Raw genomic sequence first — 13,137 nt, forward strand, 5'->3', positions numbered from 1 at the left:
TACTTTAAAAATTTTTAAAAACTATCTACGGCTGAAATGTATGTATCCAAGGCTGGTTTATAAAAATAAAAAGCCTGTCACCCAATAGAGTAACAGGCTCTTAAAGCGCCCGGGTAATTAATGACGCGGGCGGTGGGGGCGGGGTGGGGGTGTGCCCGTACCACTTTGTGGCGGTGTTGCCGTTCCCGCCTGCGGTGGCGTTGCCGTTCCGCTGTGTGGGCCAGTGGCTGTGCCGCTACGGGGTGGTCCGTCGTGGGGTGGGTGTGCGGTGCCACTATGCGGGGGCGTCGCGGTACCACTGTAGGGTGGGGTGCCCGTACCACTGTGCGGATGCGTGGCCGTGCCACTGTGTGGGCCACCGGCCGTACCGCTGCGTGGGTGGGTCGCGGTACCACTGTGGGGACCACCGGCGGTGCCGCTATGCGGACCGGTGGCTGTGCCACTCGTTACGCTGCCGTTACGCGCCGAGCCGGTCGTATCAGCAGGGGCTAACTCGCTACTTTTTGTGCAGGCATAGCCGAGTGCCAGCACGGTAATCAGAGATCCGATAACAACTACCTTTTTCATACGAATGACCAATGGGGAATAAGTTATAAAACACCCATTTGCCAGTACGTGAACTACAGCCGAAGTGTGGCAACCGTACTATGAAGTTACGAATACGTGATATTGAGTTAATGTGTTGGTTGTCAGATATTTATCAAACTGAATGGTAAGTATTTTTACGAAAAATTGTCGGCTGAACGCAAAAAAAACGGGGCTGCTACACGCGTTCCACGTGAGCAGCCCCGTTGCGTACTACTACCCTGGCGTATTAGTCGTTTTTCAGCGTCGCCAGAAAGCTTACCACGTCGCGGATTTCGCGCTTCGTGAGCAGGTAGGTCATCTGCGGCATACTCGACGGATCAGTCGTACGCTTGGCGATCTGACTCTTCGGAATCGTCATCGTCGGTTTGTCGCCCATCTTGACCTTGATGTCGGTGGCAGTCTCACCATCCAGCGTACCACTGACCGTTTTTCCGTTCTTCAGCTTGAGCGTCACCGACCCATAACCGGGGGCAATGCGGGCGCTGGGGTTGATAACGGCTTCCAGCAGCTGTTCCCGCGTCAGGCGGTTGGCAACCCCGTTGAGCCGTGGCCCGGCGTTACCACCCAGATCGTCGTAGGAATGGCAGCGGATACACTGGGCCGTCGGGTGGCGGAAAAACACGCGACGGCCTTTGTCGGGCTCACCGCCGAACAGACTGCCCTTGAACGTAGCCGCCAGCGCATCGGGCGAGAGCTTCGACGTCGTTGCCTTGTACTGACTAATCAACGGGGCGGAGTGGGTGCTATCGATGGCTTCTTCCAGTTCGAGCTGAATCTCCGGTGCCAGGGTTCCCTTGGCCAGCTTCCCCATCATCTGCGTGAAGATCGGCTGCGTGTACTTGACCGGCAGCTTACCCAGCGTCAGCAAAGCCGCCTGTTTTTCCTCGGCCGTGCGCGTGTCGATCACGTTTGTCAGCAGGCTGACCATGCGTTCGCTCGGCATGTTGCTTTTGGCGACCAGATCCAGCCCGGCAACGCGCACCGATTTATTGGCATCCGACAGGGCCTGTTCGATGGCTTTACTGAGTTGCGGATCATTGAGCGACGCCAGCGTGCGCAAAGCTGCGATACGGGCCTGTGCTTCCGAATCGCTGGTCAGTTGTGCCAGCAGTACCGGGCCTGCCGAAGTAATGCCCAGCGTCTGAATCGCTTTGATCGCGCTGAGTCGAACGGCCAGTTCGCCGTTGCTGGCCAGCTTCGTGTACAGGTCAGCCGTCTGCGTGCGCAGGGCAGCCGCGTCCCGTTTGACTTCGCCCCGGTAGCGACCATCGACCCGGTCGAGTACCGATGGGTTGGCCCAGGTACTCAGGGCATCGAGGGCTTCGGCCCGCATGGCCGCCGGATTGGCGTCGTTCTGCGCGTAAGCGATCAGATGCTGCATGGCGTCGGGCGTACCGACGCGCAGGTTGGCGTTGATGGCCCGGCGAATGAGCGGCTCGTTCGTAAACTTTGTCGTGACCAGCAGATTCCCCAGCGCAGGCTGCGCTTTCGGAATCGAGAAGTCGTCGTTAATGCCCCGGGCGGCTTCGGTTGCCACAAAAACATCGGAATCCGTCAGGAAACGGGCGATTTCGGGGCTTTCCATCCGGCGCAGGGCTACCACGGCGGCAATACGCAGGGCGCGCGATGGGCTGCTGCTCAGCGCGGCTACCGGCTCGACCTTGTCGATACGGGCCAGTGCCAGACTACCGGCATGCCGCAGGTACGCGTCGTCATCGTTGTTGGCTTCCAGCATCTTGATGATCGGCTGGATGGCGGGTTCGTACGCGATGCGCCCCAGGGCTTCGGCGGCAAAGAACCGCGCGCGGGCGTTGGCATCCATCAGCAACGGGATCAGTGCCTGCCCCGCGTCGGCGTAGCGGATGTCGCCCAGCCACTTGGCCGCCTGCGCCCGAATCTCGGCGTCGCTGTCTTTGAGCAGCGGCATGATGGCCTGGGCATATTGTTTGTCCTGCCGGGCCAGCTGAGCCAGTCCCCAGATGCCGTGGACCCGCGCCAGCTGATTCGCCGTCTGCTTCGTCGCGGCTGTCAGCACCTCAGCACCTTTCGCTTTCCGGTCGACCAGTTCAAACTGCGCTTTCTGCCGCACCCGCATGTCGGCGTTGTACAGCAGCTTACCCAGATCGGCTTCCGACCGACCGTTGAAATCGGCGGCCAGCAACAGTTTGGTTTCTTTACGCTCGGCAGAATTTGCCGCCGATTTGTCGTCCAGCTTCCAGATACGGCCGTAGTCTTTGGTGTCCCAGCCGTTGACCCAGTCGGCCACGTACATGGCTCCGTCCGGGCCGAAGTCGATACCGGTGGCCAGTACACCACCCAGAATCTTCTCCTGCTGCCCCAGTTCAAACGACGCACCTTTGGGCTTCAGCTTGAAGGCGTGAATGCCCGACTGCGCGGGGTTGCCGACAAACTCGGCGATGAAGAAGGTGTTTTTGTATTTGGGACTTAGCGCCGTACCGGGGTTGTACAGCATCCCCGCCGGACCGCTGACGAAGTTGGCCAGAGTAGGAGTAATGTAGGCCGCCTGTCCGTCGAAGCGGGGCAGGTACATCCGCTCGTCCATCCAGACTTTGTACGTGTTGTTTTTCGGATCGCGGTATTTGCCGTACTGCCAGTTGCTGCGCCAGCCCGTATCCGAGCCGTTGGTGATGTACACCAGCCGTTCTTTCTCACCCGCGTGGTCGCCGTCGTTGTCTTCGCTGATGAGGTTGCCGTATTCATCGAAGACAAATTCATGGGTATTCCGGACGCCGTGCGCAAAGACTTCAAAATCAGAGCCGTCGGGGTTGGCCCGAACAACGACGCCCGTGTTGGCGTAGTTCAGCGACTTGCCGTTGGCGTCTTTACCGCCGTTGAAGCCGATGTCGCCGATCTGCCAGTAAATCTTGCCGTCGGGGCCCATCTCGACACCCGACATGCCGTGACCGCTGAAGCCAACGTGGATGCCGTAGCCATGCGAGAGCGATTTCTTTTCGTCGGCAATGCCGTCGCCGTTGGTGTCGCGCAGCCGCCACAGGTCGGGGGCCACGGTGACGAACAGGTCTTTACCGTTGGCGAGTACACCCCCGGCTACGTCGGTGACCTCGTCGTTGAAGTCGTTAACAACCAACTGCGATTGATCGGCCACGCCATCACCGTTGGTGTCTTCAATGCGGTAGACGTTTTCCTTCTCGACGGTCATGTCGCGCCAGTCGTGCGAACCGTCGCCGTTGACGTCTTTCAGCCATTCGTTTTTCTTGCTGTTTTCGGGCGACAGAACGCGGTGCAGAAACGCCCGCTTGTCTTCGATGGTCTGCAACCGGTTCGACTCGATCTCCCAGTCCTGATGCCCCCGGATGTCGAATTCAGAGTTTTTCTGCCGGTTGGTCCGGGTGTAGTACAGGCGTCCGTTGTCGTCGATGTCGATACCGATTGGGTCGGCGACGAGCGAGTCGACGCCCCATACGGTGAGCGAGAGCCCTTCGGCCAGTTTGGGGCTAACGGTGGCTTCAATGGCTTTGGCCATCTGTACCGCTTTGGCCGGGTCGAGCCGCTTGATGGGTTCTTTAACCGGGTCGTTGGCCTGCTGATACCCGGCCAGCATAAGTACCGGAATCAGACCACCCAGCCATACCGACGTAGGCGTTACATAGGGACGGAAACGGGCCAGCTTATGGCTGATTTTCCAGTCAGGTTTGCGCATGATTGTTCGATTCGTGAGTCGGACAAACAAGGCAAATTGCCTTCTTTTTTACTGTATCCGTCGCTCAATGAGCTAAGTGCAGGTAAAACGAGTGGACTAAATCGTACAAACGATAGTGGTGTCAGATCGGAACCTGACACCACTGTTACCTTCTATGGGAATATGCTAGTCAGTTCAACGAATCGTCGCTGCTGTCGGATGAGGGAATGGAATCGATAGCCCGGTTCACCAGGTCTGTATCAGCGCCGTCGACGACGACTTTTCCGGTTTTCATGTCGACAGAAACCGTCACCTGCGCGTCAGGCTCAATGGCGAGAATGGCTTCGCGGATACGGTCCTCTACGTTTTTCTTGATTTGCTCTTCGGATGCGTCGGACGTTGGGTTCATGCGCTGGTTGGTTAAGAATTGAGGGTGACTACGATCAGGCGGTTTGTTCAGTGGCAACCCACCGCTGGGCAACTGTCAGCGTGTAGTCGACAAAGGAGCGAACCGTGCGCTCGTAGACTTCGTGACCGATAAACTGGCCGTCCACGTCAAGGTTTTTGTCCGTCTCGTGTGACTCGTACAGTTTGGGCGACACGATGGAGTAACTATTCGTGAAGCTAATCAGCTTATTGACAACCGTTCCCATGTCGAGCGCGGGCTGACGACCACCCCGGCCGTTGGAAATACCCGCCATCGCAAAGACCTTGTCGGTAAACAGATGCTTGAAAGCGGGCGTACCCAACTGATGAATGGCGTTGGTCGCCTGAGCGGGAGCTGTCCAATTGTATTCGGGCAGGGCAAAGACGATCAGGTCGGCGGCTGCCCAGGCAGTAGTTAGCTCCTGCTGGAAGGGGGTCAGCGCAGCGGGGTTCAGGTTGCCCTGTCCGACGAACGGTATGTCGTAGTGTTCGTAGGTGACGATCTGAACGGTATGTTGATTCGACTCGGTCAGCAGCTGACTTAGATACTTGACGAAGCGCAGTGAATTACTGTTGGGACGCGAGGAGGTGGCAATGAGTGCAATGTGCATGGCAAGTGGGTATCATACTTGCCTAACCAACCCAGTGTCGCACCGATTGGTTTCGGTTTATACGAATAGGCCGGGTGCCGGCTCTTTTTCAGCGTGTTGGCTGCAACGGTTATGGGACGAACGGGGTCATTGGCAGCAGACAGATGCACCAGCAAGACTCTATACCGATGAAGACGATAGCGCTACTCCTTACGTTTCTAACGTGTCAGGCTTACGGACAGGTACCCGGTAAGATACCGTCACCTGCTATAAAGCCGAATGGCAGCCCAGAGCGGAACCCGGTTAATCCCGGTCTGCACCAATGGTCTGACAGTACACTGCGCCAGTTGCCGGAACTTTTGCCTAATGCCGGGCGGGGCACATTCGATGATATGCCAGTGGCCCGACCGGGGCGGGGTGCTACCGTGCCAATGCCGACGAGCCGGCCCGACAACGCGTTTTACCGTTCCCCGAACGACCCGTCGGGCCTGGTCCGGGCAACGCTCGACAACATGCCGATCCACGGCTACGACACTACCGCCCGGCGATCAGCCACCATCCGTCGCGACAAGCCAAAGCGCTAATGTAGCCCAGACGTCTACGTCTGGAGGGCGCGCCAGCGACCAATAGGGTGTACTGACGTAGATGACCTGATGGTCTCCAGGCTTGAAGCGCGTGATGGTAACCAGCTGAGGCTCCTGCTGATATGATTGGCCTGACGGCCTCCAGACCAGGAGGTCTGGGCTACACTGTAAACCGTAGTACTACCGCAGGGCCTGGGCCAGATCGGCGATGAGGTCTTCGGCATGTTCGAGACCGATCGACAGGCGCAACAGGTTAGCGGGTGTCGATGAGGTTGGGCCTTCGACACTGGCCCGGTGTTCGATCAGGCTTTCGACCCCCCCCAGACTCGTTGCCCGGGTGAACAGTTTCAGCTTGCCAATGAACGCCAGTGCTTCAGCAGTTCCGCCGTTTACCTGCACCGACAGCATGGCCCCCGGTCCGTTCATCTGCTGGCCGATCAGCGCCCGATCGGGGTGATTGGCCAGGCCGGGATAATGCACTTTTTCGACGGAAGGGTGGCCATCGAGAAAGTCCGCGACGGCCTGCGCCGTGGCCATCTGCGCCCGCATCCGAACGCCCAGCGTTTTGATCCCCCGGCTGATGAGCCAGCAGTCGAAGGGTGAGGGGACGGCTCCCGACAGACTTTGCAGCGACCGGACCCGCTGCGTAAACTCATCATTCCGTTTGAAGACCAGCGCCCCGCCCAGCACGTCGGAGTGGCCGCTCAGGTACTTACTGGTCGAGTGCATCACGATATCGCAGTTCAGTTCCAGTGGGCGTTGCAGCACCGGCGTTGCCCAGGTGTTGTCGCAGACGCAGAGCGCCCCCGCATCGTGCGCCAGTCGGGACACTGTTAGTAAGTCCGTAATTGTCAGCAACGGGTTCGATGGTGTTTCGCACCAGACCAGCCGCGTGTTTTCGTGCATCGACTGTTTCACCGCGTCCAGATCGTCCATGTGTACCCGCGTGTAGGTCAGGCCCCAGGGATGAAATACCTGTTCGAGCAGGGCCGGCGTGCCATAGTAGGAATCCGTCGCGACCAGTACGTGATCGCCGGGGCTGAGCGCCTGCAACAGCGTCATGGTAGCCGCCTGCCCGGAGCCGAACGCCATGCCAACCGCACCACCTTCCAGCGTAGCCAGCGCCGTTTCGAGGGCTTCCCGGTTGGGGTTGTTCGGACGGCTATAGATATAGGAACCCGTCAGCTCGTTGGCTTCGTCGCGGGCAAAGGTCGTGGCGAGGTGGATGGGCGGAACGACGGCCCCCGTCGTGGGGTCGGACAGATGGGTAGCCCGGAGCGCAAGCGTGTCGAAATGCATAAGCAAGGCCAGCCGAAGCAGGCAGGTTGGTTCGTCAGAATACCGAAGTACCGCATTTTGGGTCGTAAATCCCAATAGGAGCAAGTCTCGCTTCCCGAGAGACATATGAGGGAATTATGGTACTGTTATTGATGTTTCGGTAACAAGACTGCTTTGCATGCTTCGTTTAGATACCTTTACACAACCGCTGACTGCGAAAACCGCTGCGCATCTGTTGCGCCGGGCTACGTTTGGCCCCACGCAGGCAGAGATCACGGCGTTTACGGGCCTGACGGCGGCTGAGGCTGTCAGTCGGCTTATCAGCAACGCCAATTATTCGCCCCCGCCCCCAATCGATCTGGACAGTACCGCGTCGACGGCCGGGCAGCCTTATCTCGACTTACCCTTCAACGGCGACCGTAATTTTGCGTTCGGGCATTACCTGCGCTATTGGTGGATGCGGCTGATGACCGATCAGAGTGCCCCGCCGAGCTTACTCGACAAACTGACGCTGTTCTGGCAAAACCACTTTGTTGCGACCCGTGACGTGATCGATGATTATCGCTTCGTCAACCGCTACCTGTTGCTGCTCCGGAACAACGCGCTGGGAAATTTCCGCACGCTGGTGACGCAGATCAGCAAGGACCCGGCCATGCTGCGCTTCCTGAATGGCAACGAGAATGAAGTCGGTAAGCCCAACGAAAACTACGCCCGTGAACTACAGGAGCTGTTTACGGTTGGCGCGGTCGACTTCGACGGGAACAAGAACTACACGGAAGATGACGTCAAGGCAGCCGCGCGGGTACTGACGGGCTGGAAATACACCAATTTCTGGAAAAACGGGTCGACCAGTTTCGATACTACGTTTACCAGCACCAAGCACGATACGACCAACAAAACGTTTTCGGTCAAATACAACAATACCGTCATTACGGGACGGACGGGTACGACGGCGGGCGACGCTGAACTGATCGATCTGGTTGCGATGCTGTTGAAACACCCGCAGACACCCCGCTTTATCTGCCGCAAGCTCTACCGCTGGTACGTCAACCCAAACGTGACGACCGAGGTAGAAAACGCGGTCATCATACCGTTGGCCCAGTTTTTTGCCAGCGACGCCAACAACTACGCGATCCAGCCCGTCGTCGAAAAGCTGCTGACCAGTCAGGCGTTTTTCGACGATACGAACATTGGGTCGATGATCAAGTCGCCGGCGGAACTGGCGATCGGGGCCATGCGGCTGTTCAACCAGCCCGTTCCCGACATGAACACCGACTATGTGGCGTTCAAAAAGTATTTCGACTTCATGTTCTGGCGGATGCGCGACATGCAGATGGCCTTGATCGACCAGCCGTCGGTGTTTGGCTACGAGCCGTATTATCAGACCGGTTACTCGCAAATCTGGATTAACACAACGACCCTCGCCCTGCGCAGCGATTATACCGATGCGTATATATGGCAGTGGTTGGAAATAAAAACGGGCTACAAGATGGGTATTGATGTCGTGGCCTGGGCGACGTCGTTGCAAACCAATTTTGCCGATGTGTCGGGAACGCCGGCCATCACCTGCGTCGACGTGCAGACGGCCTTTTCGAAAAACCTGTTCGCGCTGGACCTCTTCCAGAGTCAGAAAGACTTCCTGATCGACACGATTATGATGCAGGGCGTACCCCGTCAGTCGTGGGTCAACGAATGGAATGCCTACCGCACAAGCCCAACCAACACCAACCGGCGCAATGCCGTCAAATACCGCTTACAAAACCTCATGCGCTACATGCTCCGCATGGCCGAGTATCAACTGTTCTAATGAGCGAATGAGCGATTGAGTGAATGGGCGAATAGCTGCCGCAGAATAGTCACTCAATCACTCATTCACTCAATCACTCATTGATTTCATGAAACGTCGTGATTTTCTGGCGGCAGCCTCGGCGAGTGTGCTGCCTGTTTTTCTGGATGGCTTCGGCTTGAAAGCCTTGAATCGGCAGTCGGCGCTGGTGCAGGCACTGGGGCAAACGCAGGCGGCCTATTCCGACCGGGTGCTGGTGATCGTCTATCTCAACGGGGGAAATGACGGGTTGAATACCGTGATTCCCCTCGACCAGATGAGTCAGTACAATGCCTTGCGGAGTAACATCGCCATTCCGCAAGCGAAGGTGCTGACGCTCAACGGGAACGACAAGACAGGCCTGCACCCCGCTATGACCGGCCTGCGCAACCTGTACAACGACGGCAACCTGTCGATCGTCCACTCGGTGTCGTATCCCAACCCCGACCAGTCGCACTACCGTGCCACCGACATCTGGATGACCGGGGTGGAGGCCAACGTGACGGAGACAACGGGCTGGGCCGGGCGTTATCTGGAAAACCAGTTTCCGGGCTATCCGGTGGGGTACCCGAATGCCCAGATGGAAGACCCACTGGCAATTCAGATTGGCTACCTGACCTCGACGGCGCTGCTGGGCAGTCAGCAGTCGATGGGCATTGCACTGAGCGACCCCGACAGCTTTTATCAACTGGTTGGGGGAACGAGTGCAACCTCGCCCTCGGCGGGTGGGCTTCCGTGCTGCGACGCGGGCGATCTGATTGCGTACATCCGGAAGCAGCAGGCGCTGTCGGTAGGGTATGCCAGCGAAATCAAGCGGGCGGCCGATGCGGGAAAAAACCTGGCTACCTATCCTGATAGTACCGCCAGCAACGCGTTGGCCGAACAACTGAAAATCGTTGCCCGGCTGATTCACGGCGGCCTCAAGACCAAGATTTATTTTGTCTCCATGAGCGGTTTCGATACGCACTCCGGGCAGGTCGACAGTAGCGATACAACCATTGGCGACCATGCGACCCGGCTGGGGAAAGTATCGGCGGCCATCGCGGCCTTTCAACAGGATCTGACGTTGCAGGGGACAGCCGACCGGGTGGTGGGTATGACTTTTTCTGAATTCGGCCGACGCGCCAACTCCAACGCATCGCGCGGTACGGATCACGGCGTAGCGGCTCCCATGTTTGTATTCGGTACCAATGTCCGGCATCGTACGATCGGGCAGAATCCCGATCTGTCGAACCTGTCGGGACAGGCCAGCAATAAGGAAATTCCAATGCAGATTGATTTCCGGCGCGTATACACCGACATCCTGACCGACTGGTTCGGCACGGCTCAGACCACGACCAGTTCGCTGCTTTTTCGCCCGTTTCCGACCGTTTCGCTTTTCTCCGACATGGTCGAAACGGTCGCGTCGGGCGATTGGACCAACGCCGGTGTATGGACCGTCGGGCGCGTTCCGACGGCCAATGAATACGTACGCGTCAACGCGGGGCATACGGTCACGCTCCGGCAGTCGGTCGACGTGCGGAATCTGCGGCTCGATGGTAAACTCGTCACGGGCGGCTATACTGTTCGCATGACCGGGTAGCCAGTGCAGTTATGAATACGCTGCGTGTGCGATAACAGCCAAACAGTCGGCAACGATCGTCGGTTGTGCCTATAAACAGCTGGTTGCGTAAATGAATTGAAATGCGCACATTTACGGCCACTGTATGCATGCATACTGTCTACTTATGGAACCGACGACCTACCAATCCGTATCACTGACCACCGACGACGGCGTACTGACGCTTACTTTGTTAGGCCCCGGAAAAGGGAATGCCATGGGCCCCGAATTCTGGGAAGAACTGCCCAAAGCCATGACCGCTATCGACCAGATGGATGACGTTCGTTGCATCGTCATCCGAGGGAGTGGCGATCATTTTAGCTACGGGCTCGATCTACCGCAGATGATGCCGAAACTGAGCAGCATGACTGGTGCCGAACGCTCGGAGATTACGGCCCAGATCCGGCAGATGCAGTCGGGTTTCCAGAAAATTCACGAATCGCCACGGCCCGTCGTTGCCGCTGTCCACGGCTGGTGCATCGGTGGGGGGATCAACATGATCGCTGCGGCCGACATCCGTCTTTGCTCGCGCGACGCCAGGTTTAGCCTGCGCGAAGCCAAACTGGCCATGACTGCCGACATCGGTGGCCTGCAATTCCTGCCACCCATCATCGGGCAGGGCTTTACCCGCGAAATGGCGTTTACCGGAAACGACTACGATGCCGCTTTCGCCCAACGGATCGGCCTGGTCAACCACGTCTATGACACGCCCGACGCGCTTTTTGACGCTGCCGCGACACTCGCCCGTCAGATTGCGGAGAACTCGTCGTCGGCGGTGACGGGTGTAAAACAGGTCCTGAATCACAGCCTGAACAAGTCGGTCGAGGACGGGCTACAATACGTCGCCGAGCTGAATTCCGGTCAGCTTCAATCCGACGATTTCTCCGAAGCGATCAAAGCCACCCAGGAAAAACGACAGGCCCGCTTCAACAAAAAAATCAGCCGGGGCTATTGATGTTGAGTGATAGAATGATTGAATTGTTGAATGCTTTGCGTCAGCCTCATTCAATCATTCTATCCTTCGATCAATCACTCATTCCATCATTAACACCATGAATGCAACAGGAATGCTCCGGGATGGGGCTTTGCAGGGGAAAACCATTATCGTGACCGGGGGCGGTACGGGACTAGGTAAATCCATTACGCGGTATTTGCTGACGCTGGGGGCCAACGTGACGATCTGTAGCCGCCGGCAGTCGGTGATCGACGAAACAGCCGCCGAACTCACCACCGAACTTAGTTCGGTCGAGGAGGCCGGGCGGATACTGGCGGTGCCCTGTGACGTACGTAACCCGCAGGAGATTGAAACGGTGCTGGCCCAAACCATCGAGACGTTTGGCCGGGTCGATGGGTTGCTGAACAATTCGGCGGGCAATTTTATCAGCCCTACCGAGCGCCTGTCGTACAAAGCCTTCGACACGATTGTGGACATTGTGCTGCGCGGAACCTACTATTTCACGCTGGCCGTCGGCAAATACTGGATCGAGAACAAGATTCCCGGAACGGTACTCAACATCTCAACGACTTATGCGACAACGGGTTCGGGCTATGTAGTGCCGAGTGCGGTGGCAAAAGGGGGCGCGCTGATTATGACGAAGTCGCTGGCGGCCGAGTGGGGTAAATATGGTATCCGGGTCAATGCGATTGCGCCCGGCCCGTTCCCAACCAAAGGGGCCTGGGATCGACTGTTTCCCGAACCCCTCGCCAGCCTGATGGACCCGACGAGCCGCATCCCGCTCAACCGCGTCGGTGACCACGGCGAACTGGCCAATCTGGCGGCTTACCTGCTGTCGGATTATTCGGGCTATATCACCGGCGAAAGCATCACCATCGACGGGGGCGAAGTGCTGATGGCGGGCGAGTTCAGTCACCTCCGCGACGTAACCGACGAGCAGTGGGACGAAGTCGCCCGCAGCATCAAACAGGCCAACCGGGCCAGCAAAGGGTGATCTATTTGTAGAGACGCGACCCTTCGCGTCTCGGTACGCGTCAGCCGTCCGGTTTCTGAGACGCGAAGGGTCGCGTCTCTACAACGCTTTCTCATACGCCAGAAAGCGCAGGCCGGGGCGGAAACTAAGGCTGATCTCGCCGGCGTAGCGATAGCCCAGCTTGGGAAACAGCCGCTGCGTAATCTGGTTTTCGGAGTTCGTGTCGACGCGCAGAAAGCGAATGCCACGTTCGTGAGCGAGTTGTTCGGCCTGATTCAACAGGGCTACCGCCACGCCCTGCCCCCGGAAGGCTGGGTCGACTGCCAGCCGGTGGGTGACGATGGCCCGTTCGTTGAGATCGAGGCCAACCTGTGCGTATTCAGGCTCCTGGTCTTCCGTCAGCGCGGCCAGGCCGGCTATGGCCCCATCAATAAGTGCCAGCCACAGTTGCTGTCTGACAATATCATGCCCGAACACGGTGGCGTTGGGGTAGTGCTCGTCCCACTGAAAGTTACCGCTTTCATGCATGATTGGAATGATGCGCGAAAGCAGATTCAGCAGCGCCGGTATGTCATCGGCCGTAGCCAGTCGTAGGGTCATAGTGGTTTTCGGTATACAGTTTTCGGTTTATGGTGGTTATTGTGGCACGGTGCTCGC

At 57.9% G+C, this 13,137-nt stretch carries 11 protein-coding genes; 5 read left to right on the top strand and 6 right to left on the bottom strand.

All coding sequences use genetic code 11. From position 1 onward, the window contains the following. Nucleotides 1-117 precede the first annotated feature (117 nt). From CLV58_RS28085 to CLV58_RS18910, 4 genes are all read right to left on the bottom strand, one after another. Nucleotides 118-567, bottom strand: coding sequence for a hypothetical protein (locus CLV58_RS28085; protein ID WP_146141474.1), 450 nt, complete (start codon nucleotides 565-567; stop codon nucleotides 118-120). Nucleotides 568-814: 247 nt separating this feature from the next. Continuing rightward, complete coding sequence (locus CLV58_RS18900; RefSeq protein WP_245882385.1) at nucleotides 815-4,171, bottom strand: DUF7133 domain-containing protein; 3,357 nt, start codon at nucleotides 4,169-4,171, stop codon at nucleotides 815-817. 268 nt (nucleotides 4,172-4,439) lie between these two features. Next, nucleotides 4,440-4,658 (bottom strand): hypothetical protein, encoded by a 219-nt coding sequence (locus tag CLV58_RS18905; protein ID WP_106139388.1) that lies wholly within the window; start codon nucleotides 4,656-4,658, stop codon nucleotides 4,440-4,442. A 34-nt stretch (nucleotides 4,659-4,692) separates the two neighbouring features. Further along, the gene (locus CLV58_RS18910) at nucleotides 4,693-5,286 is read right to left on the bottom strand and encodes an NAD(P)H-dependent oxidoreductase (RefSeq protein WP_106139389.1); all 594 of its coding nucleotides are present in this window, start codon (nucleotides 5,284-5,286) and stop codon (nucleotides 4,693-4,695) included. 167 nt (nucleotides 5,287-5,453) lie between these two features. Between CLV58_RS18910 and CLV58_RS28090 the strand changes: the two genes are divergently transcribed. Continuing rightward, nucleotides 5,454-5,849, top strand: a complete 396-nt coding sequence (locus CLV58_RS28090) for a hypothetical protein (protein WP_146141475.1) — start codon at nucleotides 5,454-5,456, stop codon at nucleotides 5,847-5,849. A 180-nt stretch (nucleotides 5,850-6,029) separates the two neighbouring features. On the opposite strand, the gene CLV58_RS18915 is transcribed toward CLV58_RS28090, so the two are convergent. Next, nucleotides 6,030-7,148 carry a trans-sulfuration enzyme family protein gene (locus CLV58_RS18915; RefSeq protein WP_106139390.1) on the bottom strand — a complete coding sequence of 373 codons (1,119 nt, stop codon included), beginning with the start codon at nucleotides 7,146-7,148 and terminating at the stop codon, nucleotides 6,030-6,032. Nucleotides 7,149-7,305: 157 nt separating this feature from the next. Here CLV58_RS18915 and CLV58_RS18920 point away from each other — a divergent pair, with 157 nt between their 5' ends. The 4 genes from CLV58_RS18920 to CLV58_RS18935 all read left to right on the top strand — a co-directional run bounded on the left by CLV58_RS18920 (nucleotide 7,306) and on the right by CLV58_RS18935 (nucleotide 12,501). After that, complete coding sequence (locus CLV58_RS18920; protein WP_106139391.1) at nucleotides 7,306-8,934, top strand: DUF1800 domain-containing protein; 1,629 nt, start codon at nucleotides 7,306-7,308, stop codon at nucleotides 8,932-8,934. Nucleotides 8,935-9,022: 88 nt separating this feature from the next. Then, entirely contained in the window at nucleotides 9,023-10,534 is a 1,512-nt protein-coding gene (locus CLV58_RS18925) for a DUF1501 domain-containing protein (protein WP_106139392.1), read from the top strand. Nucleotides 10,535-10,679: 145 nt separating this feature from the next. Further along, on the top strand, nucleotides 10,680-11,507 hold the full coding sequence (locus CLV58_RS18930; RefSeq protein WP_106139393.1) for a crotonase/enoyl-CoA hydratase family protein: 828 nt from the start codon (nucleotides 10,680-10,682) through the stop codon (nucleotides 11,505-11,507). Between the two features lie 97 nt (nucleotides 11,508-11,604). Beyond that, nucleotides 11,605-12,501, top strand: a complete 897-nt coding sequence (locus CLV58_RS18935) for an SDR family oxidoreductase (protein ID WP_245882383.1) — start codon at nucleotides 11,605-11,607, stop codon at nucleotides 12,499-12,501. A gap of 78 nt (nucleotides 12,502-12,579) precedes the next feature. On the opposite strand, the gene CLV58_RS18940 is transcribed toward CLV58_RS18935, so the two are convergent. Continuing rightward, nucleotides 12,580-13,080, bottom strand: coding sequence for a GNAT family N-acetyltransferase (locus tag CLV58_RS18940; RefSeq protein WP_106139395.1), 501 nt, complete (start codon nucleotides 13,078-13,080; stop codon nucleotides 12,580-12,582). Nucleotides 13,081-13,137: the final 57 nt, after the last annotated feature.

The organism is Spirosoma oryzae, from assembly GCF_003002825.1.
In the GTDB taxonomy this organism is placed as follows: domain Bacteria; phylum Bacteroidota; class Bacteroidia; order Cytophagales; family Spirosomataceae; genus Spirosoma; species Spirosoma oryzae.